General features: G+C 58.8%; 25 protein-coding genes. 11 read left to right on the forward strand and 14 right to left on the reverse strand.

What is annotated here, in order from left to right:
* Positions 1–13 precede the first annotated feature (13 nt).
* Positions 14–1,777 (forward strand): tetratricopeptide repeat protein, encoded by a 1,764-nt coding sequence (locus BCF46_RS08640; protein WP_121023350.1) that lies wholly within the window; start codon positions 14–16, stop codon positions 1,775–1,777.
* Between the two features lie 162 nt (positions 1,778–1,939).
* Here the strand turns inward: BCF46_RS08640 and ychF are convergent, their stop codons facing one another.
* Both ychF and BCF46_RS08650 read right to left on the reverse strand, forming a co-directional pair.
* Positions 1,940–3,037, reverse strand: coding sequence for a redox-regulated ATPase YchF (gene ychF, locus BCF46_RS08645; RefSeq protein ID WP_121023351.1), 1,098 nt, complete (start codon positions 3,035–3,037; stop codon positions 1,940–1,942).
* Between the two features lie 70 nt (positions 3,038–3,107).
* The gene (locus tag BCF46_RS08650; RefSeq protein ID WP_121023352.1) at positions 3,108–3,932 is read right to left on the reverse strand and encodes a PhzF family phenazine biosynthesis protein; all 825 of its coding nucleotides are present in this window, start codon (positions 3,930–3,932) and stop codon (positions 3,108–3,110) included.
* A gap of 168 nt (positions 3,933–4,100) precedes the next feature.
* Between BCF46_RS08650 and trpA the strand changes: the two genes are divergently transcribed.
* Positions 4,101–4,892: a tryptophan synthase subunit alpha gene (gene trpA / locus BCF46_RS08655; protein ID WP_121023353.1), complete on the forward strand. Its 792-nt coding sequence runs from the start codon at positions 4,101–4,103 to the stop codon at positions 4,890–4,892.
* 2 nt (positions 4,893–4,894) lie between these two features.
* Here the strand turns inward: trpA and BCF46_RS08660 are convergent, their stop codons facing one another.
* Both BCF46_RS08660 and BCF46_RS08665 read right to left on the reverse strand, forming a co-directional pair.
* A complete protein-coding gene (locus tag BCF46_RS08660) occupies positions 4,895–5,341 on the reverse strand; it encodes a MarR family winged helix-turn-helix transcriptional regulator (protein WP_121023354.1) in 447 nt (148 codons plus the stop codon).
* Positions 5,334–6,440 (reverse strand): Acg family FMN-binding oxidoreductase, encoded by a 1,107-nt coding sequence (locus BCF46_RS08665; RefSeq protein ID WP_245989931.1) that lies wholly within the window; start codon positions 6,438–6,440, stop codon positions 5,334–5,336. The genes BCF46_RS08660 and BCF46_RS08665 overlap by 8 nt, the downstream gene beginning before the upstream one ends.
* 137 nt (positions 6,441–6,577) lie before the next feature.
* Between BCF46_RS08665 and BCF46_RS08670 the strand changes: the two genes are divergently transcribed.
* The gene (locus BCF46_RS08670; RefSeq protein WP_121023355.1) at positions 6,578–7,741 is read left to right on the forward strand and encodes an alpha-hydroxy acid oxidase; all 1,164 of its coding nucleotides are present in this window, start codon (positions 6,578–6,580) and stop codon (positions 7,739–7,741) included.
* Here the strand turns inward: BCF46_RS08670 and BCF46_RS08675 are convergent.
* A complete protein-coding gene (locus BCF46_RS08675) occupies positions 7,738–8,871 on the reverse strand; it encodes an MFS transporter (protein ID WP_121023356.1) in 1,134 nt (377 codons plus the stop codon). The genes BCF46_RS08670 and BCF46_RS08675 overlap by 4 nt on opposite strands.
* Positions 8,872–9,021: 150 nt before the next feature.
* On the opposite strand from BCF46_RS08675, the gene BCF46_RS08680 reads away from it, so the two are divergent.
* The 6 genes from BCF46_RS08680 (at position 9,022) to BCF46_RS08705 (ending at position 13,860) form a co-directional block, all read left to right on the forward strand.
* Positions 9,022–9,681, forward strand: coding sequence for a 50S ribosomal protein L25/general stress protein Ctc (locus tag BCF46_RS08680; protein ID WP_121023357.1), 660 nt, complete (start codon positions 9,022–9,024; stop codon positions 9,679–9,681).
* Positions 9,682–10,011: 330 nt separating this feature from the next.
* Positions 10,012–10,431, forward strand: a complete 420-nt coding sequence (locus BCF46_RS08685) for a GNAT family N-acetyltransferase (protein ID WP_121024458.1) — start codon at positions 10,012–10,014, stop codon at positions 10,429–10,431.
* Between the two features lie 166 nt (positions 10,432–10,597).
* Positions 10,598–11,272: an aminoacyl-tRNA hydrolase gene (gene pth, locus BCF46_RS08690; protein WP_121023358.1), complete on the forward strand. Its 675-nt coding sequence runs from the start codon at positions 10,598–10,600 to the stop codon at positions 11,270–11,272.
* 24 nt (positions 11,273–11,296) lie between these two features.
* Positions 11,297–12,460 (forward strand): serine hydrolase domain-containing protein, encoded by a 1,164-nt coding sequence (locus tag BCF46_RS08695; protein WP_121023359.1) that lies wholly within the window; start codon positions 11,297–11,299, stop codon positions 12,458–12,460.
* Positions 12,457–13,479 carry a DUF2332 domain-containing protein gene (locus BCF46_RS08700; protein ID WP_121023360.1) on the forward strand — a complete coding sequence of 341 codons (1,023 nt, stop codon included), beginning with the start codon at positions 12,457–12,459 and terminating at the stop codon, positions 13,477–13,479. Before BCF46_RS08695 ends, BCF46_RS08700 begins: the two co-directional genes overlap by 4 nt.
* Before the next feature lie 3 nt (positions 13,480–13,482).
* On the forward strand, positions 13,483–13,860 hold the full coding sequence (locus BCF46_RS08705; RefSeq protein ID WP_121023361.1) for a DUF2237 family protein: 378 nt from the start codon (positions 13,483–13,485) through the stop codon (positions 13,858–13,860).
* A 60-nt stretch (positions 13,861–13,920) separates the two neighbouring features.
* Here BCF46_RS08705 and trpB read toward each other — a convergent pair whose 3' ends face one another.
* A complete protein-coding gene (trpB, locus tag BCF46_RS08710; RefSeq protein WP_121023363.1) occupies positions 13,921–15,153 on the reverse strand; it encodes a tryptophan synthase subunit beta in 1,233 nt (410 codons plus the stop codon).
* A gap of 191 nt (positions 15,154–15,344) precedes the next feature.
* On the opposite strand from trpB, the gene BCF46_RS20170 reads away from it, so the two are divergent.
* Positions 15,345–15,557, forward strand: a complete 213-nt coding sequence (locus tag BCF46_RS20170) for a hypothetical protein (protein WP_170157901.1) — start codon at positions 15,345–15,347, stop codon at positions 15,555–15,557.
* Between the two features lie 9 nt (positions 15,558–15,566).
* Here BCF46_RS20170 and BCF46_RS08720 read toward each other — a convergent pair whose 3' ends face one another.
* From BCF46_RS08720 to BCF46_RS08755, 8 genes are all read right to left on the reverse strand, one after another.
* Positions 15,567–16,208 (reverse strand): phosphoribosylanthranilate isomerase, encoded by a 642-nt coding sequence (locus BCF46_RS08720; RefSeq protein ID WP_121023365.1) that lies wholly within the window; start codon positions 16,206–16,208, stop codon positions 15,567–15,569.
* 9 nt (positions 16,209–16,217) lie between these two features.
* Positions 16,218–16,577 carry a lipopolysaccharide assembly protein LapA domain-containing protein gene (locus BCF46_RS08725; protein ID WP_073145421.1) on the reverse strand — a complete coding sequence of 120 codons (360 nt, stop codon included), beginning with the start codon at positions 16,575–16,577 and terminating at the stop codon, positions 16,218–16,220.
* 5 nt (positions 16,578–16,582) lie between these two features.
* Positions 16,583–16,870: an integration host factor subunit beta gene (ihfB, locus tag BCF46_RS08730; protein ID WP_121023367.1), complete on the reverse strand. Its 288-nt coding sequence runs from the start codon at positions 16,868–16,870 to the stop codon at positions 16,583–16,585.
* A gap of 291 nt (positions 16,871–17,161) precedes the next feature.
* Positions 17,162–18,841, reverse strand: a complete 1,680-nt coding sequence (gene rpsA, locus BCF46_RS08735; protein ID WP_121023369.1) for a 30S ribosomal protein S1 — start codon at positions 18,839–18,841, stop codon at positions 17,162–17,164.
* Between the two features lie 580 nt (positions 18,842–19,421).
* Positions 19,422–20,336 (reverse strand): LysR family transcriptional regulator, encoded by a 915-nt coding sequence (locus BCF46_RS08740; RefSeq protein ID WP_121023371.1) that lies wholly within the window; start codon positions 20,334–20,336, stop codon positions 19,422–19,424.
* Between the two features lie 9 nt (positions 20,337–20,345).
* On the reverse strand, positions 20,346–20,951 hold the full coding sequence (gene leuD / locus BCF46_RS08745; RefSeq protein WP_121023373.1) for a 3-isopropylmalate dehydratase small subunit: 606 nt from the start codon (positions 20,949–20,951) through the stop codon (positions 20,346–20,348).
* 1 nt (position 20,952) lies between these two features.
* On the reverse strand, positions 20,953–22,344 hold the full coding sequence (gene leuC, locus BCF46_RS08750; protein WP_121023375.1) for a 3-isopropylmalate dehydratase large subunit: 1,392 nt from the start codon (positions 22,342–22,344) through the stop codon (positions 20,953–20,955).
* On the reverse strand, positions 22,322–23,245 hold the full coding sequence (locus BCF46_RS08755; RefSeq protein ID WP_121023377.1) for an alpha/beta fold hydrolase: 924 nt from the start codon (positions 23,243–23,245) through the stop codon (positions 22,322–22,324). The genes leuC and BCF46_RS08755 overlap by 23 nt, the downstream gene beginning before the upstream one ends.
* Before the next feature lie 174 nt (positions 23,246–23,419).
* On the opposite strand from BCF46_RS08755, the gene BCF46_RS08760 reads away from it, so the two are divergent.
* A complete protein-coding gene (locus BCF46_RS08760; RefSeq protein WP_121023378.1) occupies positions 23,420–24,415 on the forward strand; it encodes a TAXI family TRAP transporter solute-binding subunit in 996 nt (331 codons plus the stop codon).
* Positions 24,416–24,434: the final 19 nt, after the last annotated feature.

Below are 24,434 nucleotides of genomic sequence, written 5' to 3' on the forward strand. Positions count from 1 at the left end.
AGAGGCTAATCAAATGTTTGAGAAAACGCTCCACGGCGCGAACATTGCGACCTGCTGCGCGGCCTTGGCAACCGCCGCTGACCTGACCCTGACCGGGGGCGCGGCGGGCGCAATCGCGGCGGCGTTATCCGGTGTGGCTCTGTTCAAGAAGGCGGACACAACGACCCGTAACATGGCGAAGGACATGGCGGACGCGTTTGACGCGGCACTCGCACAGAACAACCTGCAAGGGGATCGGCGCAAGATCGCGGTACAGATGTTTGCGCACTTCCCGCCGTCCGAAGAGGAATTGGCCACGGGCAGCATGAGTCCCACAGTGATTGCAGCAAACATGCGCGCGCTCGTCGAAGCCACCGCTACCGACCCTGCGCATAAATCGGACACCGCCTTGAACGACTACACCGCAATTATCACCGCCGTCGCGACCCCTCTATGCGTCCCCTCCGATCAGAAAGAGGCGATGCTTGCGGAACTCCTGAAGCGCTCGGATCAATCGGGGCGGGCCGGTTCGTTGCGCGACGAAGGCATCACCGAAAAGGCCATCATCCGCCTCGCCCAGCGCATCGCTGCGGACACGGACGACATTGGCCAAGCATGGCTGGAATTGCAAAACGCCATGGACATCGCCGTGCGCGTGCAGGCAGAGGGGCAGGTGCAATCCAACCACGGCAATTTCGTCGACACCGTGCTGGCCCGCGTGGCGGAGCTAGCGAAGGACGGTGACTATACCGCCGCAGGGGCCGCGATTGATGAGGCCTTGGAGCAAGCCGAGGCGCAGGTTATCCGTCTTCTGGAAAGCGGCGTAGAGGTCGCTCTGCTGGATCGTGACACTGCCAAAGCCGCAGCCCTGTTGGTGCGCAAGGCGGATATGGAGGCAGGCGGGGTGGCGGAATTTGAAACGCTCAGTGCCCTGCAAGACCACTATTACGAGATCGGGCGCGACAAGGGCAGCAACCTCGACAGCATGCTTGCCATCGACCTCGCCAATTTGGTCCTCGCTCGCGCCACAACCCCAAATGAACGCGGGAATGCATGGAATGATCTTGGCTTGGCTTTGGGTAGGCTTGGAGAGCGCGAAAGCGGCAAGAACCGCCTTGAACAAGCCTTCACCGCCTTCATCCAAGCCTTCAAGGAAATCTCGCGAGACCGCACCCCGATGGACTGGGCCAAAATACAAGGAAACCTCGGAAACACGCTGGCAAGGCTGGGAGAACGCGACATTGGCTCCGACCGCCTAGAGCAAGCCGTCACTGCCTACACAGAAATACTGAAGGAACACTCCAGAGACCGCACGCCACTGGACTGGGCCATGACGCAAATGAACCTCGGCAATGCGCTGACAAAACTTGGAGAGCGCGAGAACGGTACAGCCCGCCTTTTGCAGGCCGTCACGGCGTATAGTCAGGCGCTCAAGGAATTCACCCGCAACGGCGTGCCGATGCAATGGGCAATGACACACTTGAACCTCGGAACCGTATTCTTAGCCCTCGGGGAGCGCGAGAACGCCACAGCACGTCTTGACCAAGCCGTCACCGCCTATACCGAAGCCCTCAAGGAATACACCCGCGACCGCACCCCGCTGGACTGGGCCATCACGCAGCTCAACCTTGCAGCTGTTGAAGGGGCCTACTTCGGCAAAACCAACGATCCGGCCCATCTTGATCGCGCGGCAAGTTTCGCTGACGTCGCTCGGGAGATTTTCGTGGAGGCGCAAGCCAGCCGATACATCATGATGACCGACCAAATCCTCGACGCCATCCAATCCCGCCGCTCTTAACCACTCCTTAGCGTGCGCCGCGTTAACCCCCGCGGAACCGCAGACCGGTGCCATACGCTTTGCCGACACGTTGCCGACGCATTGCAGACATCCGATTTGGCCTCGAAGCCCTTGTTAACCTGACGCCCAGCCCCCGACTCGCAAGCGCCGAAAAAATGCGCCCTACTTGTTAAACAAGAAGTGCAAAACGTCGCCGTCTTTGACCGTGTAGGCCTTGCCCTCGGCCCGCATCTTGCCAGCTTCTTTGGCAGGCTGTTCCCCGCCCAAACTGACGAAATCGTCATAGGCAATCGTTTCGGCGCGGATGAAGCCCTTCTCGAAATCGCCGTGGATAACCCCCGCCGCCTGAGGCGCCAGCGTGCCGTGCTTGATCGTCCAGGCCCGTGCTTCCTTGGGGCCAACGGTAAAATATGTCTCCAGATGCAGCAGCTCGTAACCCGCTCTAATCAAACGATCCAGACCCGCTTCTTCCAGGCCCATTTCAGTCAGGAACATCTCCGCCTCATCGGCCTCCAGCTGCGAAATCTCTTCCTCGATCTGGGCCGAGATCACCACATGCGCAGCCCCCTGCTCCGCCGCCATCACAGCGACTTTCTCGGAGAATTCATTGCCCGACGCAGACGACCCTTCGTCCACGTTGCACACATATAAAATAGGCTTAGACGTCAGTAATTGCAGCATTTTCCACTGCTTTACATCGTCGGCATCAACCTCAACAGTCCGCGCAGGCTTGCCGTTTTCCAACGCCTCCATGGCGGCTTTCATCAGGCGTTCCTGCTGGACCGCCTCCTTGTCGCCACCCCGGACTTTGCGCACGATATTGACCAGACGTTTCTCGATGCTTTCCATGTCGGCCAGCATCAACTCGGTCTCGATAACTTCGGCATCCGCGACCGGATCCACGCGGCCTTCCACATGGGTCACGTCGCCATCTTCAAAGCAGCGCAGCACATGAGCGATTGCGTCGGTCTCGCGGATGTTCGCCAAAAACTGGTTGCCCAACCCCTCCCCCTTGGACGCGCCCTTCACCAGACCGGCGATATCGACAAAGGTCATGCGGGTCGGGATGATCGCCTTGGAGCCTGCAATCTCGGCCAAAGTATCCAGCCGGGCATCCGGCACAGCGACCTCGCCCACATTGGGCTCGATGGTGCAAAACGGAAAGTTCGCCGCTTGCGCCGCCGCCGTGCGGGTCAGCGCGTTGAACAGCGTGGACTTACCTACGTTCGGCAGCCCGACAATACCCATCTTGAAACCCATGACACTCTCCTAGCTCCGGTTCGGGCGCATGTAGGGGCCGGGCGCGGGGCGGGTCAAGCATATATGGCTGTTAGCCGGTGATCGGTCGCGTCCTGCCCGCCACGCGGATCGGTGCCCCCGTCTCCGATTGTGCCGCCACATGCAGGCGGCTTGGCACGCCCATGTCGACGCCTTGCAGCACCTCGTAAGGCTGGGTCACCCCATAGGCATCCCGCAGATACCCCGCGACTGCCGAAGCCGAGGCACCGGTCGCCGGATCCTCATAGACCCCGTGGCCTGCGAACGGGTTGCGGGCGTGCATCAGGTCTGCACGCTCGAACCAAAACAATGGCAATGTGATAAATCCGTTGGCCCGCATGAACGCCGCCCCTTCGGCTTGGTCATAGGCCATGCTGCGCAGGTCTTCGTGCCGCGCCAAAGGAAGCGCTAGGAACTTGGCCTCGCCGGCAAAGGTAATGGCCGGGCGATAGGTGTCGCTGAGCACGCTTCGGTTCCAGCCGAACAATGCAAGCGCCTCTTGGACCATCTCGTCGGTCGCGTTCTCATACGATGTCGGTGGCGACACCAAGGCGATTTCACCAGTTGCGGAGGCCGTCACCGAAATGTCCCCGTCGTTCAGAATAAGCCGGTACTCCCCCGCCCCATGCGCCTTCATCAAGGCCGCGCCCAGTGCAATCGTCGCATGGCCGCAAAACGGCACTTCGGCTTCGGGGGCAAAGTAGCGCGTCCGCCATGCGTCGCCATCAGGGGCGGAAAACACCGTTTCGGAATAGCCGACTTCGGCGGCGACACGCTGCATGTCTGCCTCTGGTGGAAGCGTATCCAGCAGCACTACTCCGGCGGGATTGCCACCTGCGCCAGCTTCGGAAAAGGCGGCCAGTCTTTGCACGTTCATCACGAGTCCTCCGGTTGGGGTAGCCTCAAGCAAGCATCTTCTCCCCACCTTATACAAACGCCGATTTGTGATTGGCCCCATTCCTATGCAGAATAAATGCCCAAGCCCGTTGATTTCCCCCTGCATCATGGTGCAAACCGCTGTGAGCTATAAGTCAGGGGACGGCACATGACACGCATCGACGACACATTCGCGCGGCTGAAGGCCGAGGGCAAAAAGGCATTTGTCACCTATGTGATGGCTGGCGACCCTGACGCGACCCGCGCGCTGGAGATCGTCAAGGGCCTGCCCGCCGCAGGTGTCGACATCATCGAGCTGGGCCTGCCCTTCACCGATCCCATGGCTGACGGCGAGACCATCCAGCTGGCAGGCCAACGTGCCCTTGAAGCTGGCATGACGCTGGAGAAATTCCTGCAATTCGTCCGCGACTTCCGAGCCACCGATGACACCACGCCAATCGTCATGATGGGCTACTACAACCCGATCTATTCGCGCGGCGTCGAGCGGTTTCTGAAAGACGCCAAGGACGTCGGCATCGACGGCCTGATCATCGTGGACCTGCCCCCCGAGGAGGACGAGGAGCTGTGCATTCCCGCCCAAGCGGCAGGTCTGAACTTCATCCGTCTGGCAACCCCCACGACAGACGCCAAGCGCCTGCCCAAGGTCCTGCAAAACACTTCCGGCTTCGTCTATTACGTCTCGATCACCGGTATCACAGGTGCGGCCGAGGCCAGCGCCACCGACGTGGCCCCCGAGGTCGCGCGGATCAAGGAAAGCACCAACCTGCCCGTGATCGTAGGCTTCGGCGTCAAGACGCCCGAGACCGCGCAGGCCGTCGCGAGCGTCGCCGACGGCACAGTCGTAGGCTCCGCCATCGTGCAGAAAATCGCCAATGGCGACAGCGCGCGGGACGTGCTGACCTTCGTCAAGTCACTGGCCGACGGGGCGCATCGGGCCTGACGTCAGTTCCGCGCGTTGTCCAGGAAGACGCGGAGCTTGGTGAGGATTGGCAGAACCTGCTCCACCTCCCCAAGGCTGACGGCGGTTGCAATACCTTCGAACTCCGGGCCAAGTGCTGCTATCGTGGCGTCTCTCATTTTTCGCCCTTCAGGTTTCAACCAAACTTTCTTTGATCGCCCGTCCGCCGGGTTGGGCCGCATTTCCACCAATCCGTGCTTTTCCAAACCTGCCAAGGTATGCGTCATGGACGTCTTGGGCACTTGAAATGTCCGCGCCAGTTCCACCGGCGTGGACCCGTCGCCCACTGAAATCAAATGGTTGAGCACGCCGAAATGCGGTGCAATCAGCCCGTCCGGCAGCCGCGCCTCCAAAAAGGCGCGGCTGAGTTGCTCAAGGATGCCGATCTCTTTGAACAGCTGGAAGTAAACAGAATTGGCGGTATCAGGCATTGCGCAGGCGGGTCTCCAACGGCCAACGCGGGGTGCGTGGCGTTTTCGCACCGTATCCTAGTAGTCCGAGCATTTGAACCGTTTCGCCCGGTTGCGAAAATTCGCTTTGGATCGCCTCGAAAGGCCCCGCCATCTCTGGATATTCCTGCAAGGCCTGACTGACGGGCCGCAACGCCAGCCCCGCACCCGTGGCCGCCAGATTGAGGCGTAGCCATCGCGCCCCTGTCTCGATCTGGTCGATCCGGCTGTTGCCTGTGCTGGTCTGTACCACAAATGCCGGTGCCCCAAGGATTGCCGTGCGGGTGTCCTCAATCGCTCCTTGTGTGCCGGGGTTCTCCAGATCTGCTGCCGCCTCGCGAGAGAACAACCCCGCCAGCGCCAGACCTTCGAGGAACGGCCCGCCTGCATCAATTCCGTCTGGTTGCGCGTTGATCTCCACCTTTCCAATGCGCAACAGATCAATGCTTTCCTGCCACGCCGCAGGTGTGCTGGCTTCGATCATCCACGCCTCCACTGCAATCTCGCGGAGACGATCCGCCTCCGTGCCGCCAAGATATACTTGCCCAAAAGGTGCCAACGGCATGCTCGCCGCCTTGGTCACCTGTGTCGGCTCGAACGCGTCTTTGTGGCTGCGTCGCTCAAGCACATGCGCAAACAGGGGGTCACTTTGGCCTCCCCCGGTCAGTGTGCAATTCGCGACCGGCCCCTCATCGCCCTCGGGAAACAGATTCATTTCCAACGCTAGCCCCAGTTCACTTGCGGCCATACGGGTCAGTTCCAGAAAGCACCCCATCCCGATGGTCAATTGTCGCGCAAACGGGTCGGTCACCGGCAAATCGCGTTCGGGGTCCCGCCAAACGGTGAATTTGTCCTCCCCCTGAAGGTCGATCACCCACGGCTGGCGGTTATGCGGGTTCGGGGCAAGCAACCCATAGGACAGCGCCCAAAGTCGTGGGTCCGAAGGTTGTCCGGCTTGGTCCCATGGGGCCAGCGCCTTATGCGGCGTGCGTGTCACCACGAAGCCTGCTGATGCAGCAGTGGCAGCAAGAAGCGTGCCGCCACCGAGAAGTGCGAGGGTCTTGCGTCGGGTCAAGGTCATGTCAAATCTCCATCTAGTACGATATCGCATCATATATAGTTCGACATCGTATCAATCAAGTTGGAAACGTCGCATTGACTCGAAACACCCCGAATTGGTAACAAGACTTAACCAATTTGGACGGTAAGGGCTGGGAAATGGCTAAGATCACTGAAATCGAAGACCTGAAACGCATGTATAAGCGGCGCACGCCGAAAATGTTCTACGATTATTGCGAAAGCGGCAGTTGGACCGAGCAGACCTTCCGCGAGAACTCCTCGGACTTCGATCTAATCAAACTGCGCCAGCGGGTGGCGGTTGATATGACGGGCCGCAGCACTGCCAGCAAGATGATCGGGCAGGACGTGGCAATGCCTGTGGCGCTCGCCCCTGTCGGCTCCACCGGCATGCAGCATGCGGACGGTGAAATCCTCGCCGCCAAGGCCGCCGAGAAATTCGGCGTGCCGTTCACGCTTTCCACCATGTCCGTCTGCTCGCTTGAAGACGTGGCGGAGAACACGACCAAGCCGTTCTGGTTCCAACTCTACGTGATGCGCGACCGCGAGTTCACAAAACGTGCCATCCAGCGGGCCAAAGACGCCGGATGCTCTGCCTTGGTGCTGACGCTGGACCTGCAAATTCTGGGGCAGCGCCACAAAGACATCAAAAACGGCCTGACGGTGCCGATCAAACTGTCGCCACATACGTTGCTGGACCTTGCCACAAAATGGCGGTGGGGTTTGCAGATGCTGCAAACCAAACGGCGCAGCTTCGGTAACATCATCGGCCATATCGACGGGATCAGCGACATGAGTTCCCTGTCCGTCTGGGCGGCGGAAAGCTTCGATCCACAGTTGGACTGGGACTATGTCAAAGAGATCAAGGATCTGTGGGGCGGCCCGCTGATCCTCAAAGGTATTCTGGACGCTGACGACGCCAAAATGGCGTTGAACGTCGGCGCCGACGCAATCGTGGTCTCGAACCACGGCGGGCGGCAGTTGGACGGCGCGATGTCGTCGATCAAGGCGTTGCCGTCGATCATGGACGCCGTGGGCGACAAGATCGAGGTGCATCTGGACAGCGGTATCCGCTCCGGCCAAGACGTGCTGAAGGCTTTGGCCATGGGCGCGACAGGCACCTATATCGGGCGTGCGTTCGTTTATGGTTTGGGTGCGATGGGTCAGCACGGGGTCGAGGAAGCCTTGCGCGTCATCCACAAGGAACTCGACGTCACGATGGCTCTGTGCGGCGAGAAAAAGGTGCAGGACCTTGGCAAGCACAACCTGCTGGTGCCGCGCGACTTCTACGGCGACTGGGCTTAAGCGCCGCGTTTACGCAGCGCAAAAACCAGCGGCAAAAGCAACAACAGCAACAGCGCGACCGCCGCAAAGGCGGCGCGCAACCCGTAGCCCTCGGACACGAAACCCATGATGGTGGGGGCAGCAAAGAAGCCCAAGAACCCCAGCACCGCCGTGCGCGAGATTGCGACCGTGCGCAGCGAGGCCGGAACCAAGCGGCCCACCAATGCGAGGCCAAGCGGGCCGATCACAGATATGCCCAAGCCCATTGTGCCGAAGCCCAGATAGGCGACCAATGGCACGGGGGCGATCACCACCAGAACCGTGCCTGCCACCGCCAGCATCGTGGCCCATAAAATCACGCTGGTGTCGCTCAACCGTTCGCTGACGGCCTGCCCGCCAAAGCGACCAACGGCCATGGTCAGCCCCAGCATCGTTGGCCCCAACGCGCCTTCTGCCGCGCCTCCGCCCAAAGTGCGTTCGACATGCAAGGCGGACCATGTCTCGACAGCGGCCTCCGACATGAAGGCGATCAGCACCACCGCGCCGCATAGGATCACGATGCCCCAAGGCAGGGATGCCGGTGCGGAGTCGTCAGACGTTGCTGCGGGCTCCATCCGAAGCCTGCGCACGAGCAGCAAAACACCAAGCGCCAAAACCGCAAACAATACGCCGGGCTGCACTGCCGCCTCTCGGGCTAATCCTGTGGCGAACGCCCCGACGGCATAGGCCAGCGAGAACGATCCGTGGTTGGCGTTCATCAAGGATCGCCCCGATTGCGCCTCCAGATCGGACACGCGGGCGTTCATGATCACGTCGGTCAGGCCGGAGGCAAGCCCGCAGGCAAACATCGCCACAAAGAAGCCCGTCGGGCTGGTCACGACCCCCGGCAACAAGAAGGCTGCCGATAGCGACAGGGTGCTTAGCCCCATGGACCAGCGCCCCAGCCATCGGTCCACCATCGGGGCGAACCACATGGTCGTGGCCAGCCCGCACGCGGTGCCCAATAGCAGCAAGCCGAACAGGGCATCCCCCGCACCGACACGCTCTTTCAAGAGCGGCACGAAGGCGGCAAAGCTGCCCCAGTAGAGGCCAAGAATGGCAAAGGCCAAGGCGGGTATGTGTGACAGGCGAAGGGCGTTCAATACGGACATGTGCCTAGCGCTAGCGCTACGTCTGCGGACTGGCAATCCAAAAGCACGCAAAACCCCTTTCCAAGCAGGCGATTCCCTCCTATACGGCACTCTTCACGCGGCCCGACACCCTTGGAGGCAGCCGCACTAACTTTGAAAAGGAATATAGTCATGGCTGGTAAGATCCCTGATCTTGAAGTCGAGGCACGCGCGGGGACGGGCAAGGGGGCCGCTCGCGCAGCACGCCGTAACGGCATGGTGCCAGGTATCGTGTATGGTGGTGGTGAAGATCCGCAACCCATCCAGATCCCGTTCAACTCGCTGTTGAAGCAACTGCGCGCAGGCCGTTACATGTCGACGCTGCAGAACATGAAAATCGAAGGCCAAGACGACGTCCGCGTCATCTGCCGGAATGTGCAGCGCGATCTGGTCAAAGACCTGCCGACGCATATCGACTTCATGCGCTTGCGTCGCACCACCAAAATCAACCTGTTCATTCACGTTGATGTTGTGGGCGAAGACGTCTCTCCTGGCCTGAAAAAAGGCGGCACACTGACGCTCGTGCGTCCGGAAGTTGAGCTGATGGTCACCGCGGGCGATATCCCCGAGAGCATCACCATCGACGTCTCCGAGGCCGAAGTCGGCGATAGCATCACCATCTCCTCGGTGACGCTGCCAGAAGGCGCAAAAGCTACTATCGACCGTGACTTCGTGATCGCAACGCTGTCCGCTCCGTCCAGCCTGAAATCCGCAGGTGATGACGAGGACGAAGAAGAAGCGACAGAAGAAGGCGCAGAAGTACCAACAATTGACGAGACTGAAGAAGAGTAATCTTCTCCCGCTTCGAGCAACGATCCCAGAACGCGCGGCCTTCACGGGCCGCGCGTTTTTCGTTTTTGTTCAAGCTTGTAGGCAGCCCACCTTTAACGGAGCATAGTTCCTAACTCCCCAAGCATATACTGGCGCCAATTTAGGGAATTTCCGCTTCGAGCACCTCTTAGACGTTCAAATAGAGTTGATGTCGACTCTGCGCGGGTTTTCTGATGTTGTTTGGAAACAAGCCTTTACGTTTGGGAACGGCTAAACTCACGTAGATGGAAAACCCACTTGAAGCACGAGATTACATTCACCCGATTGCCGAAGATTGATCCGACCAAAATCATGGCTCATATGTCCGACCCTCGTGTTGCGGAGCATATGCCTCTTCTGACTTTCGAATGGGATGAAGCCGCCGTGGCTAAGTTTGTCGCCACCAAAGAGGAGCGCTGGAGCCGCGACGGACTTGGCCATTGGGCCATATTGCTAAACAGTAAATATGTCGGGTGGGGTGGTTTTCAAAAGGAGGGAAACGAGTGGGACTTCGGCTTAGTTCTCAAGCCAAACTCTTTTGGACTAGGCACACGCATCTCAAGAAAAGCAATTGAATTCGCCATTGCTGATGAACGCATCCCCTTCATAACTTTCCTGCTACCCCTGTCACGAAAAAACTTTGGTGCACTTGAGAGACTTGGGGCAACGCTTGTCGGCGAGATAGAATATGATGGATCAGCCTTCCTAAAATACCGGCTGGAAACCGAATGATTGCCAAATCCGCAAAGCGGACACTTGACTGCCCAAAAATTCCAACCGCCGATTGTAACCAGAACGCCTTTATCAAGAGCAACCAATGATCTGTCCAATCAAATTGCTACGCCCCAAAATTCTGCCCCCTCTGGCCCCCCGCACACGGACGGGATAAAACACCCAGATGAAACTCTTCGTAGGTCTCGGCAATCCGGGCGCAAAATATAGCCAGAACCGGCACAACATCGGCTTCATGGCCGTGGACCGCATTGCGCAGGACCACGGCTTTGCGCCGTGGAAATCCAAGTTCCAAGGCCAGATCACCGAAGGCCGTCTTGGCCACGAGAAGGTGATGATGCTCAAGCCCGCCACCTTCATGAACCTGTCCGGCCAGTCGGTGGGCGAGGCGATGCGATTCTACAAGCTCGACAGCACCGACATCACCGTCTTCCATGACGAGATCGACCTTGCCCCCGCCAAGACCAAGTGCAAATCGGGTGGCGGCCATGCGGGGCATAACGGGCTGCGTTCCATCCACCAGCATATCGGGCCGCATTACGACCGCGTGCGCCTTGGCGTGGGCCATCCCGGCCATAAGGACAAGGTGCCGTCCTACGTGCTGAACGACTTCGCCAAGGCGGAACAAGACTGGCTTGATGACGTGCTGCGCGGTGTCTCGGACGGTGCGCCCTATCTGGCGGAAGGGGACACTGCAAAATTTCTCAACGCGGTTGGGCTGCGGGTCGCCCCTGCCCGCTCCTCGACCACCAAACCGAAACCGACGGCCAAAGCAGACCCGACGCCAGAACCCGAAGACATCCGCAATCCGCTGCAAAAATTGATGGATCGCTTCAGCTAACCTGAGACCAACGGAGACCGCCCCATGCGACTGATCATGAAATGGGCCCTGCGCCTTGTCGCGCTGTTAGTGGTGGTTGCGGTTCTCGCGGGCCTCTGGAAGCGCGAAGAACTGACGCGCCTCATGGCGGTCAACTCCCTCTTCGCGCCCGAGAAGATCGTCGACAACTTCTCAAACATGAACAAGGCGTTCCTCTGGACGGAACTCACCTTGCCCGACGCCGCTCCAACTCCGTTGCCCAAAGGCCCTGATGCCACTCTGCCCGCGCGGACCCAAGACTGGGTCGAGGCACGCGACGTGACCGCACTAGTCGTCGTCAAGGACAGCCAGATCGTCCATGAGAGCTACTATAAAGGCACCGAAGCAAGCGACCGCCGCATCTCGTGGTCCGTCGCCAAAAGCTATCTGTCGGCGCTGATGGGCGTGCTGCTGGACGACGGCTCCATCGCCTCTATTGACGATCCCGTGACCAAATACGCTCCCACCCTCGTCGGCACCGCCTATGATGACGCCACAATCCGCAACGTGCTGAACATGTCATCGGGCGTGACCTTCAACGAAGACTATCTCGACAAGTCGTCCGACATAAACCGCATGGGCCGCGTGCTGGCGCTTGGGGGTACGATGGACGGGTTTACCGAGGGATTGGCGGAAACCTTCGCGGCGCCGGGACAGACATGGAAATACGTCTCCATCGACACCCATGTGCTGTCGATGGTCATTCGCGGGGCCACGCGCCGCTCCATCCCTGACCTCATGAGCGAAAAAATCATCGGCCCGATGGGTTTGGAAGTGCCGCCCTACTATCTGACCGACGGCGTCGGTGTGGCCTTCGTGCTAGGCGGGCTGAACATGATCACCCGCGACTATGCCCGCATGGGGCAGATGTTCTTGCAACGCGGACAACTCAACGGACAGCAGATCGTGCCTGCGACTTGGGTGGATGCCTCGACGCAAGCGACCGCCCCCACTGCGCAGGATGCCATCGGCTATGGCTTCCAATGGTGGGTGCCAAAAGGGGCGGATGAAGGCGAGTTCATGGCCCGCGGGGTCTATGGTCAATACATCTATATCAATCGCCCGCGGGGCGTGGTCATCGCCACCAATGCCGCGGATCGCCAATTTCGAGAGGACGGTGTAAACGACGAGAATGTCGCCATGTTCCGTGCTATTGCGGCAGCGATATGAGCTTGCCCGATGCCCTTCGCGATCAAGCAAGCCATTGCAAGGCGCTTGGATCGCCCTTTATGGCGCGCCTTCTCTTGCTGTTGGCGGATCGGCTGAACCCAGATGCGCCACTCACTCAACGCCTGTTTAGCTGGCGTGGTGACCTCAGCCCGCACGGTGATTCCGTGCCGCTTCGCCTCGCGGGTGCTTTACACGCTCATGTCCTGCGCGCGCCCGATAGCGAGCTTGCCCGCGCCTATCCGCCCCATGAGGTGAGCAACGAGAAACTTTGGGGCGCAATCAACCAAACTCTAAGTGCGGAGGCAGAATTCCTCGACGCCTTTCTCAACAGCCCGCCGCAGACCAACGAGGTCCGCCGCAGCGCTGCCGCCCTGCCCGCGGCCTTGGTTGTGGCTGACCATTTCGGCCTGCCCCTGACCTTGTCGGAGCTAGGGGCGAGCGCAGGGTTGAACCTGACGTTTGATCGCTATGCCGTGCAGATAGGTGGTCAAAGCTACGGCGCGCTTGACCCCGCACTAACCCTCACGCCCGATTGGACTGGCCCGCCACCCCCTGCGGTCCCGCTGACTGTCATAGATCGGCGCGGCGTCGACCTGAACCCTCTGACCGCGCCAGAAGATGCACAGCGTTTGCGCGCTTACCTATGGGCGGACCAGCCCGAGCGACGCGTACTGACCAACGCAGCACTCGCCTTGCCACGCCCTCAGATAGACCGTGCCGACGCGGCGGATTGGTTGGAGGAACGCCTCTCACAAATCCATACCGGCAGCACGCATTTTCTGTTCCACACCATCGCGTGGCAGTATTTTCCCGACGCGGTTCAAGCCCGCTGCGAAACCGCTATTCAAGCCGCCGCAGATCATGCCACGCCTGATGCCCCGCTAGCTTGGTTCTCGATGGAATCCGACAATGGCGCAGGCGGCGAGGGGGCCAAGCTGACCTTGCGGCTTTGGCCCGGAGCGTTAGTCTTGGACTTAGGACGTGCGGATTTTCACGGGCGCTGGATCAACTGGAGCTAGATCATGGAACGCGAGCCATCTCTCAACGTGCTAGGCGACGAGCTGCAAAGCTGCTCCCACGATCCCGTCACCGGGTTCTTCCGCAACGGGTGCTGCGACACGGGGCCGATGGATCAAGGCAGCCATACGGTCTGCGCGATCATGACGGCTGAGTTCCTCGCCTTCTCCAAATACTTAGGTAACGACCTGTCCACCCCGCGCCCGGAACACGGCTTCGCCGGATTGAACCCCGGTGACCAATGGTGCCTATGCGCTGCTCGGTTCTTGCAAGCCGATGACGAAGGTGCCGCGCCAAAGGTGCGGCTTGCGTCCACACACCAGCGTGCGCTTGATGTTGTGCCACTTAAGGCGCTCATTAAAAATGCGCTGGACGCGAACTGAGAGCACCACACAAAAAAGGCGCCTCAACGTGCGCCTCTTTCCTGACAATATGAAAGCCTGCTAGGCGAATTCGCCCATCTCGAAGTCCAACGCACGGGCGACGGTGAAGATGTCTTTGTCGCCGCGTCCGCACATGTTCATGCAGATGATATGATCCTTTGGCAGATCAGGCGCGATTTTCATCACATGGGCCAGCGCGTGGGATGGCTCAAGTGCGGGTATGATCCCTTCCAATGAACAGCACAGCTGGAACGCTTCGAGCGCTTCCTTGTCGGTGATTGCCACATATTGCGCGCGGCCAATCTCGTGCAACCACGAATGCTCCGGCCCGATGCCCGGATAGTCCAGACCGGCGGAAATCGAGAACCCTTCAAGGATTTGCCCGTCATCGTCTTGCAGCAGATAGGTGCGGTTGCCATGCAACACGCCGGGGCGGCCACCCGTGAGCGACGCGCAATGCTCCATCTTGGCGTTCACGCCCTTACCGCCAGCTTCGACACCAATGATCTCGACGTCCTTGTCATCAAGAAACGGAAAGAACAGGCCCATCGCGTTGGAGCCACCACCGATTGCAGCAACCAACGTATCGGGCAGACGTCCTTCGGCCTCCATCAACTGCACTTTGGCTTCGTTGCCGATGATGGCTTGGAAGTCGCGGACCATGGCAGGGTACGGATGTGGGCCGGCGACCGTGCCGATGCAATAAAACGTGTCGCGCACGTTGGTCACCCAGTCGCGCATCGCGTCGTTCATCGCATCTTTCAGCGTGCCGCGGCCGGACGTCACAGACACCACCTCGGCACCCAGCAAGCGCATACGGAACACGTTGGGGGCCTGACGTTCCACGTCATGCGCGCCCATATAGACGACGCATTTCAGGCCGAACTTGGCACAAACAGTCGCGGTGGCCACGCCGTGCTGGCCCGCACCGGTTTCCGCGATGATGCGGGTTTTGCCCATGCGGCGGGCAAGGATGATCTGGCCCAGCACGTTGTTGATCTTGTGCGCACCGGTATGGTTCAGCTCGTCACGCTTGAGGTAGATCTTTGCGCCGCCCAAATGCTCGGACAGGCGCTCGGCGTGGTACATCGGCGACGGGCGGCCCACGTAATGCTTCCACAGGAAATCCATTTCGTCCCAGAACGATTTGTCGGTTTTGGCGTGCTCGTATTGCTCTTCCAGTTCAAGGATCAGCGGCATCAGCGTTTCGGACACAAAGCGCCCGCCAAAATCACCAAAGCGGCCCTTTTCGTCAGGGCCGGTCTTGTAGCTGTTCAGCAGATCATCAGGCATTTTGGAACACTCCCGTTGCAACTCTGTTGATGTAGCCCGTGATCCGGTCGGGGTAAAGCGCAAGGCCGTCAGAGTTTCGTCGAAACTCTGTGTCCAAATCCTCGTCGAGGATTTGGCATCAAACACTCTTGGAGTGTTTGAACCTGCCCTGACGTGACCCAAACCTGATCGGCATTACAAAAAATCACCACTTGCCCTGCATTCTCAACCGCTGTGTATCCACGGCGGGCGAGTTCTTCGTAGAACCGCCTTCGCCCGACCATGCGTTCCATATCGCGGACCTTGCGGCGAACAATGCCACCATCGAGGGCGGCCTTGGCCTTGAACAGGTGCCGAAACCAAACTTCGGGCGTCATCGGAGGTACAGCGTGCATCATATGCCGATCCTGACACCGCAATGGTAAAAACCGAGTTTATTCCGCCTTTGCTGCCAAGCAAAAATCCCTGATCAGGGTCGCGTCCTTCACCCCTGGCGCGCTTTCCACGCCAGAGGACACATCGACCTGCTTGGCCCCCGTCAGACGGATCGCCTCCGCCACGTTGTCTGGCGTTAACCCGCCAGCAAGCATCCACGGAACAGACCAGCGACGGCCCGCGATCAGACGCCAGTCAAAGGCCAACCCGTTGCCCCCCGGCAGATCAGCACCCTTCGGCGGCTTGGCATCGACCAAAATCTGGTCAGCCACACGCATGTAATCCTCCAGCACCGCCAGATCGCCTTCATCGGCGATCCCGACCGCTTTCATCACCGGCAGGCCAAAACGGTCGCGCACCTCTGCCACACGCTCAGGGGTCTCCGAGCCATGAAGTTGCAGCATGTCCAGCGGCACCTGATCCAGCAAAGCGTCCAGCGCCGCATTATCCGCGTTGACGGTCAGCGCCACCTTGGCAAGGCCCAGCGGCACCTCCGTGGCAAGCGCGCGTGCGGCGTCCAAGCTCAGATGCCGAGGAGATTTTTCGAAGAACACGAACCCCACATAGGCCGCACCTGCCGCCGCACAGGCGGCCACATCAGCGGGGCGGCCCAAGCCGCAGATTTTGATACGGGTTGTCATGCGATAGACCTAGCGCGCGGCAGCGCTGTCGTCGAGCAAAGCCAGAACTTCGTCCTTGCCTTCATTCGACTTGCGTTTGAGGCCTTTGACCTCGCGCTCCAGCTTTTCTTTCTCACGCTTTTGCAGGCGGGCGTCGGCGCGGTGTTTGTGTTCGCGAAACCATTCCCAAACGAAACCGATCAGCAGGCCGACGATGATGCCGCCAAAGATCACGACGAACAGGGGCAGGTCATAAGACAGGGGCTGCCCCAGATAGGCCGCCATTTCTTCGGGCAGCAGTTTGATCGTGACCATGCCGCGGTTGGCAAGGGCGACCAGAATCAAGGAGAGGCCGACGACGGCCATAAACACATAGCGAATGTAGCGCATTTAGTTCAGCTTTCGTTTCCGTTGAGCCGATCTCGTAGCAGCTTGCCGGTCTTGAAGAAAGGCACATGCTTCTCTTCGACATGGACACTTTCGCCCGTGCGCGGGTTACGGCCTGTGCGCGCATCGCGCTTCTTGACCGAGAATGCCCCGAAGCCACGCAACTCGACACGGTTGCCCGAGGCCACGGCCTCAACAATTTCTTCGAAGATGGTGTTCACGATGCGCTCTACATCCCGTTGGTACAGGTGCGGGTTTTCATCGGCGATCTTTTGGATCAGCTCAGAGCGTATCATCAAATATCCTCCCCAGGACTTTGTTTGTGCAACGGGTGGCCACCGTGCTTCGGGGAACTATAGGACAAATAATCCAACTGAGGGAAGCGTTTACAAGGGGCGCAGAACGGTCATGCGTGAGAAAATGGCGTGAAAAATACCGCTTGGCACCGCAAATTGCGCCTATGCGTCACATAAATGGGCGCAAGGCGCATGGCGTGGCGGATCGAATTCCAGTCGATTCGGAGGCTCTACAAACGAAAACGGCCCCGCCAGTATTGGCAGGGCCGTCCTCAAACTTTATCGAGAAGATTACTCGTCGTCGGACTTCAGAGCCGCGCCAAGGATATCACCCAAGGACGCGCCAGAGTCAGAGGAGCCATACTGCTCGACTGCTTCTTTCTCTTCCGCGATCTCGCGTGCCTTGATGGACAGACCCAAACGGCGGGTCTTGGCGTCCACATTGGTCACACGTACGTCCAGCTTGTCTCCAACGCCGAAACGCTCGGGGCGTTGCTCGGCACGGTCACGCGACAGGTCGGAGCGGCGGATGAAGGATTTAGCACCCTCATATTCCACTTCGATGCCGCCCTCTTCGATCGAGGTAACTTCGACGGTGATAATGGAGCCGCGCTTGACGCCGTCCACAGCAGTGTCGAACGAGCCGTCCAGAGCTTTGATCGAGAGCGAGATACGCTCTTTCTCAACGTCCACTTCGGTGACAACGGCCTTAACCATGTCGCCTTTGCGGAAGTCGCCCAATGCGTCTTCGCCACGGCCGTCCCATGTGATGTCGGACAGGTGAACCATGCCGTCGATGTCGTTGTCGAGACCAACGAACAGACCGAATTCGGTGATGTTCTTGACTTCGCCTTCGATCTCTTTGCCGACAGGGTTGTTCTCTGCGAACACTTCCCATGGGTTGCGCTGTGTCTGCTTGAGACCCAGGGAAACGCGACGCTTGGCGCTGTCGATTTCCAGAACCATGACTTCGACTTCTTGCGAAGTAGACACGATCTTGCCGGGGTGCACGTTCTTCTTGGTCCAGGACATCTCGGAGACGTGGACAAGACCTTCAACACCGGGCTCCAGCTCAACAAATGCGCCGTAGTCGGTGATGTTGGTAACGCGGCCCTGATGCGTGGAATCCAGAGCGTATTTCGCGGCAACTTCGCCCCATGGATCGTCCTGCAGCTGTTTCATGCCGAGGGAGATACGGTGGGTCTCTTTGTTGATCTTGATGACCTGAACCTTGACGGTCTCGCCAATTGTCAGGATCTCGCGCGGGTCGTTGACGCGGCGCCATGCCATGTCGGTGACGTGCAGCAGGCCGTCTACGCCGCCAAGGTCGACGAATGCGCCGTACTCGGTGATGTTTTTGACCACGCCGTCAACAGCCTGACCTTCGGTGAGGTTGCCGATGACTTCTGCACGCTGTTCAGCACGCGATTCTTCCAGAATGGCACGGCGCGACACAACGATGTTGCCACGGCGACGGTCCATTTTCAGGATTTGGAACGGCTGCTTCAGACCCATCAGGGGACCAGCGTCGCGCACAGGGCGCACGTCGACTTGGGAGCCGGGGAGGAACGCAACCGCGCCGCCCAGATCCACGGTGAAGCCACCTTTGACGCGGCCAAAGATTGCGCCTTCGACGCGCTCTTCGTCTGCGTATGCTTTTTCCAGACGGTCCCAAGCTTCCTCGCGGCGCGCTTTGTCGCGGCTGATGGAGGCTTCGCCGCGGGCGTTCTCAACGCGGTCGAGGAAAACCTCAACTTCGTCGCCCACTTCGATTTTTGCGGATTCGCCTGGTTCTGCGAATTCTTTAAGATCGATACGGCCTTCCATTTTGTAGCCGATATCGATGATGGCCTGACCGGCTTCGATCGCCAGTACTTTGCCTTTGACAACCGAACCTTCGTCCGGTGTGTCCATTTCGAAGCTTTCGTTCAAGAGGGCTTCGAATTCGTCCATAGATGCATTTGTAGCCATGTGGCGTGGGTTTCCTAATCTAATGTTTATGCGGGCCGAGCGGTTGTCTCCGCCGGTCTTTGGGTTTCAGTTGGTCTTCGGGTTTTCAAAACAAGAAGGGCCGGAAAACCGACCCTGCTCGCCCTGAGACTGTTCTCGCCCCTTAGACAGTCGCGCGTATAGCGTGGGTTGAGCGGGAGGGCAAGTCTGTAAGGGTTAGCACTATTGCATCGCGCCCAATCGAGGCTTGGGTGCAAAACGCACCCAGTAGCGGTGGTTCGGGCGTTTTGGGGGAGCAGTGCTCAGGCATCCGAGGATTGACCTCGATGTTTTTTGGGCGGAACAACTTAAAACGCCCGTTCCCAATAGCGCAGTATGGTCCGCTTTGCGGGACAAACCAGACTTTGGTGTGCTTCCAACCAATGGCCGCTTTCACCGCACTGCATGTGCAGACTAGCGCGCCTTGGGCGGGGAGCGCACCCACACTACAGGTGCAAAGTTGCGAGGGCAGCAATGAAAAGCAGACTTCTGAAAGGTCGTCGGTTGGCTATGCAAGGATCTGTCGAGCCGAGAATGAGCCATCTGCGACCTACTGGATTCCCTACTTGAATTCGTGAAAGTCGCTAGGGGCTTCAACAAATAGCATTTTGACCTTCTCAATAAAGGAGGTGACCAGTTGCGAATTTCCCGTTGCGCGACAGGCAATGTGCAGCTCGATCCGTTGATCGCCATTCTCGTAGGGCACGAAAGATACGCCTGGCGGCGCGATCTCTTTGACCCAAGCGGGCGCCAAGCCGATCCCCAGCCCATGAGTGACAAATTGGAGCAGAGTGGACTTGTCGATCACTTCGCAAACGATGTTCGGTTGGCGGTTAATCGCGCGAAAACCGCTCCATAGCATTTCATGCAGGATCGGGCGGGCGTGTCGAGGATAGCCAACGATCGGCTCGTCGACAATGTCTTGAGCGCAAAGCATCTTGCGGCGGGAGAGTGGGTTGGCGTCAGACACAGCCACGACGACAGGCTGCGCGTGCAACAGCGTGCTCTCAAGAAAGTCATCGGTCGGTTGGCTGCGGACAAAGGCGATATCGGCGCGGTGGTTGAACAACTCCTGTGCGTGCTGATCCGACGACGAGATTTCCAGAATATGCAATGCGGCCTTCGGGAACTCTTTTCGGAACTCCACAAGTGCCACTGGAAGAACCATGGATATCGCTTCGTCCACGCCGCTGATCCGCAGAAGCCGCATGCCCTCCTCAGATTTCTGCTTAGCGTTCGAAATCGAGCGATTCACATCCGCCAGTATCTTTTTGGCGTCGCGCAGAAAATCAGCTCCCGCTTGCGTTACGCTGACCTGCCGCGTTGTCCGAAAAAAGAGCGCCAGACCCAGCTCATGCTCCAGCGCTGAGATCCGATCAGACAGAGCGGATTGACTAAGCCCCAAGCGTTCGCCAGCCTTTCGGAAGTGCAATTCTTCTGCGACGGCCACGAAACATTCCAATTGCCTAAGGTCCAAGTCGCTCTCCTATTTGATCACCCTGACACGCATCTTATCGGTCAAACCGGCCTCAAAGGCCCTGATGGTCTCCGCGTATTCCAGTGTATCGAGAGTATCATCGCCGCCCCGGATCAGCGCGTTTTGGGTTGCACCGTCAATTTGGAAGGGGACCGTGATATTGCTAGCAGTGATGGTACGCGTTTCGATGTTAATGCAGAACTCCCCTCCGTCTGGATCGGCGGCGAGGGTCATTAACTGATCCCTGACCTCCGGCGTCACGATGGGCAGGGCCAGACCGTTCTTGCGGGCATTGTCGTAGAAGATCCCGGCGAACCCGGTGCCGATTGCCGCAGTGAAGCCCAGTTGCGCCATGCCCCAAACAGCGTGTTCGCGGCTGGAGCCGCAGCCGAAGTTGTCGCCTACGATCAAGATCGTGGCCTTGTTCCATGGTGTCTGGTTCAGGATGAAATCAGGGCGTGGCGCTCCTGCATCGTCAAAGCGCAGATCCGCAAATGTGCCGTCGGCCAGACCTTCCCGCGTGATGGTGATCAAGAACCGTTTCGGCATGATCACGTCCGTGTCTACATTTGCCAACGGCAGCGGCGCGGCATGGCCTTTGATGGTCTTTGGCATCTCAACCCTCCTCAGTGCGAAACGTGCGTACGTCGGCCAAATGGCCAGATATTGCAGCGGCGGCGACCATCGCGGGGCTCATCAGATGGGTCCGGGCGCCGCGTCCCTGCCGACCTTCAAAGTTGCGGTTAGTGGAAGAGGCCAACCGTTCCCCGTCCATCGCGATGTCGTCATTCATCGCAAGACACATGGAGCATCCACTTTCCGGTCGCCAATCGAACCCCGCTTCGCGAAACACCTGGTCCAGCCCCTCGGCCTCGGCCTGCATGCGCGTGAACGTGGAGCCTGGCACAACAATCGCGTTCACGCCCTCCGCCACCTTGCGCCCCTTCAGAACGCTAGCGGCAGCGCGTAAGTCCTCGATCCGGCTGTTCGTGCACGACCCGATAAAGGCGCTGTCGATTGGGATGTCCTGCACCGATTGGCCCGCCACTAGCCCCATGTAGGTAAGCGCACGATCAAGCGCCGCTCGGGCCTTTGGTGTCATGTCGCGGGTCACAACCGGCACGGTGCCATCAATCGGCACGGATTGGTCGGGACTGGTGCCCCAACTGATCAACGGCGCAATTTGCGCGGCATCAATATGGAATACCTTGTCGTATTTCGCACCGGGATCTGCGGACCATTCCTCGGTATCGAAATGTAGCAAGTCGCTATGAGCCCGGCCAGCCGCCATGCGGTACGCCGCGTCATCCGCGTCCATGAGTGCTGCGCGCGCACCCAATTCGACTGCCATATTGCAGATCGTCATGCGGCCCGCCATGCCCTGCGTCTTGATGGCGGAGCCCGCGAATTCCACAGCATAGCCATTGGCCCCACCGGCACCCACCACCTGCACCACCTTCATGATGATATCTTTCGCGGTAACGCCCGGCCCCAAGTCACCGTCCACGACTACCTGCATTGTTTTCAGACGCTTATAGCGAAGGGTTTGGGTGGCTAGGACATGCTCAACCTCAGACGTACCAATTCCAAACCCAAGCGCTCCATAGGCGCCATATGTCGTTGTGTGGCTGTCACCGCAGGCGATCAGCATACCGGGCACAACCAGTCCCTGTTCGGGCACGACCACATGCTCAATCCCCTGGCGTTGATCGCCGAGACCGTAAAAAGCGATGCCGTGCTTTGAGCAATTAGCCTCAAGGTTTTCGATCAGAAGCTTGGAAGCATCGTCATGGGGGTCGCGCTGGCGCGTGGCATTGACGTGGTCGATCACCGCCAAATGCGCTTCGGGTCGCCAAACGTTCAATCCCTTCTGGTCCAGCCCTGAAAACGCCTGCGGGCTGGTGTATTCATTCATGATATGGAAATCGACATAGATCAGCATATCGCCGTCCGGCAGGTCACAGACTTTATGGGCATCAACCAGCTTATCGTAGAGCGTTCGGCTCATTGCGCGGCCTCCTGTTTTGACATATGGGGGTGAAAAATGCGATCATGTGTGCCAGAATTTCGTCCGGAATTTCTTCAGCCATGTAGTGTGTCGCGTCGACTTCGGTGCAGGTCACGTTTTCTGCCCGTTCGGCCCAAAGGGCCGCAGCATCGAAGCAGCGCCCGATGACCCCGTGTTTAGCCCAAATTGCTTTCAACGGCATCGCCAGCTTTCGGCTGCCGTCTTCATCGTCATGGCGCAAGTCGATTGTTGCTGCGGCCCGATAATCCTCGCATGTGGCATGAATCGTGGCGGGATCGCGAAAGGCATCCAGATATTCGGCAAGGGCGGCGTCCGAGAACGGATTATCGCCACCGGCCTGATTGAAGCACTTCAGCTTCCAGTAGCTTTCGGGATTTTCGCCGATCATGGTCTCGGGGATCGGGTAGTCTTGGATCAGGAAAAACCAATGCCAGTAAGCCTTCGCAAACGCATCGGATGTGTTGGCATACATCTCGCGCGTGGGCGCGATGTCGAGGAATACCATCGATTTGACCCGTTCGCCATGGTCCAGCCCCAACCGGTGGCAGACCCGTGCGCCCCGATCGTGGGCGCCAACATGGAACCGCTCATGACCCAGTTCGCTCATCACGGCAGCGATATCGCTTGCCATGGCACGTTTAGAATAGGGCGAGTGCTGGGCATCTGAGGGTGGCTTGTCTGACCTCCCATAGCCTCTTAAATCTGGACAAATCACTTGAAAGTTCTTGGCCAGCTCAGGTGCCAATTGATGCCACATCGCGGAGGTCTGTGGATAACCATGGACCAATACCAAGGGCTCTGCCCCAAGCGGACCCGCACGACGTACGAAGATTTTGGCGCCATTGCCGGCGATCATTTCTTCGGTGAAGCCTTCAAACATCTACATCCCCTTGCAACAGATCTTTATGCAGTATTTCAGATTTATTGCAGTATATTAATCGGAAAAACTGAACAGTTTTCGCGAATAATGCACCCGCCCCAAATCGCTATTCTTTGTACCAATGGACCTCTCGCTAGGTTCAGAATCACTTTTGGAACGAAGAGGGAGGTCTTCATGACAAAGACTATATTGACTGTAAGCGCGTTGAGCCTGATGGCCAGTGCAACACTGGCGCTGGCCGACGGCCACCAGGACCGGACCGGATGGCCCGAGAGCTTTACGCTTGGCACAGCATCGCAGGGCGGCACCTATTTTGCCTATGGCTCAGGTTGGGCTAACCTTGTGGCCGAAGAGCTAGGCATTTCCGGTGGTGGTGAAATCACTGGCGGCCCAATGCAAAACATGGCACTGGTTCACACCGGAGAGATCGCCTTTGGCCTGACAACCCTCGGGCCCGCGTTCGAGTCGTTGACCGGCAATAACCCAATCGCGCCCGGCCTGCAGATGACCAATGCCTGCGCGATGTTTCCCATGTACCAAACGCCATTCTCGATCACGACATTGAGTTCGTCGGGCATCACATCAGTGGCCGATATCCCCGCGGGGTCGCGGATCGGGTTTGGCCCAGCGGGTTCCACGTCGGACACCTATTTCCCTAGAATGATGGAAACGCTTGGTGTCGACTTCGAGCGCCGCAACGGTGGCTGGTCGGATCTGGGTGGTCAGTTGCAAGATGGTCTTCTGGACGTGATCGCTTTCGCTGCTGGTGTACCCGTTCCGGCGGTTAGCCAACTCGAGGTACAGGCCGATATCAATATCATTGAGTTCACCGAAGACGAACAGGCCCAGATCCTGGAAACCTACCCGGTGGCCCCATTCCAGATTTCGGCGGATAGTTATTCCACCATCGATGCAGATGTACGTTCGGTGTCGATGTGGAATTTCGCCATTGCCAATTGCGAATTGCCGGAGAGCTTTGTTTATGCGGTGGTCGACGTGATTATGTCCGACAATGAGCGGATGGTGAATATCCACCGCGCCTCGCGATCGACGATCCCTGAAAACTACGACCGCAACAATGTTCTGATGTGGCACCCGGGCGCCGCCCGCTGGTTCACCGAGAATGCAGGCGCCATGATCGATGACGGGATGATCCACCAAGACATGTAACGGGCAGCTGCCCCTAGCA

The organism is Litoreibacter meonggei (genome assembly GCF_003663885.1).
Lineage (GTDB): Bacteria > Pseudomonadota > Alphaproteobacteria > Rhodobacterales > Rhodobacteraceae > Litoreibacter > Litoreibacter meonggei.

Coding starts and splice junctions, on each gene's coding strand:
- BCF46_RS08685 (WP_121024458.1), top strand. CDS start 10,012: ATGGCTCATATGTCCGACCCTCGTGTTGCGGAGCATATGCCTCTTCTG.
- BCF46_RS08755 (WP_121023377.1), bottom strand. CDS start 23,245: ATGTTTGAAGGCTTCACCGAAGAAATGATCGCCGGCAATGGCGCCAAA.
- BCF46_RS08665 (WP_245989931.1), bottom strand. CDS start 6,440: ATGACCTTGACCCGACGCAAGACCCTCGCACTTCTCGGTGGCGGCACG.
- BCF46_RS08760 (WP_121023378.1), top strand. CDS start 23,420: ATGACAAAGACTATATTGACTGTAAGCGCGTTGAGCCTGATGGCCAGT.
- BCF46_RS08725 (WP_073145421.1), bottom strand. CDS start 16,577: ATGCGCTACATTCGCTATGTGTTTATGGCCGTCGTCGGCCTCTCCTTG.
- ychF (WP_121023351.1), bottom strand. CDS start 3,037: ATGGGTTTCAAGATGGGTATTGTCGGGCTGCCGAACGTAGGTAAGTCC.
- leuD (WP_121023373.1), bottom strand. CDS start 20,951: ATGCCAAAGACCATCAAAGGCCATGCCGCGCCGCTGCCGTTGGCAAAT.
- leuC (WP_121023375.1), bottom strand. CDS start 22,344: ATGAGCCGAACGCTCTACGATAAGCTGGTTGATGCCCATAAAGTCTGT.
- BCF46_RS08670 (WP_121023355.1), top strand. CDS start 6,578: ATGGCTAAGATCACTGAAATCGAAGACCTGAAACGCATGTATAAGCGG.
- ihfB (WP_121023367.1), bottom strand. CDS start 16,870: ATGATACGCTCTGAGCTGATCCAAAAGATCGCCGATGAAAACCCGCAC.
- rpsA (WP_121023369.1), bottom strand. CDS start 18,841: ATGGCTACAAATGCATCTATGGACGAATTCGAAGCCCTCTTGAACGAA.
- BCF46_RS08700 (WP_121023360.1), top strand. CDS start 12,457: ATGAGCTTGCCCGATGCCCTTCGCGATCAAGCAAGCCATTGCAAGGCG.
- BCF46_RS08675 (WP_121023356.1), bottom strand. CDS start 8,871: ATGTCCGTATTGAACGCCCTTCGCCTGTCACACATACCCGCCTTGGCC.
- pth (WP_121023358.1), top strand. CDS start 10,598: ATGAAACTCTTCGTAGGTCTCGGCAATCCGGGCGCAAAATATAGCCAG.
- BCF46_RS08695 (WP_121023359.1), top strand. CDS start 11,297: ATGCGACTGATCATGAAATGGGCCCTGCGCCTTGTCGCGCTGTTAGTG.
- trpA (WP_121023353.1), top strand. CDS start 4,101: ATGACACGCATCGACGACACATTCGCGCGGCTGAAGGCCGAGGGCAAA.
- BCF46_RS08680 (WP_121023357.1), top strand. CDS start 9,022: ATGGCTGGTAAGATCCCTGATCTTGAAGTCGAGGCACGCGCGGGGACG.
- BCF46_RS08660 (WP_121023354.1), bottom strand. CDS start 5,341: ATGCCTGATACCGCCAATTCTGTTTACTTCCAGCTGTTCAAAGAGATC.
- BCF46_RS08720 (WP_121023365.1), bottom strand. CDS start 16,208: ATGACAACCCGTATCAAAATCTGCGGCTTGGGCCGCCCCGCTGATGTG.
- BCF46_RS08705 (WP_121023361.1), top strand. CDS start 13,483: ATGGAACGCGAGCCATCTCTCAACGTGCTAGGCGACGAGCTGCAAAGC.
- BCF46_RS08640 (WP_121023350.1), top strand. CDS start 14: ATGTTTGAGAAAACGCTCCACGGCGCGAACATTGCGACCTGCTGCGCG.
- BCF46_RS08650 (WP_121023352.1), bottom strand. CDS start 3,932: ATGAACGTGCAAAGACTGGCCGCCTTTTCCGAAGCTGGCGCAGGTGGC.
- trpB (WP_121023363.1), bottom strand. CDS start 15,153: ATGCCTGATGATCTGCTGAACAGCTACAAGACCGGCCCTGACGAAAAG.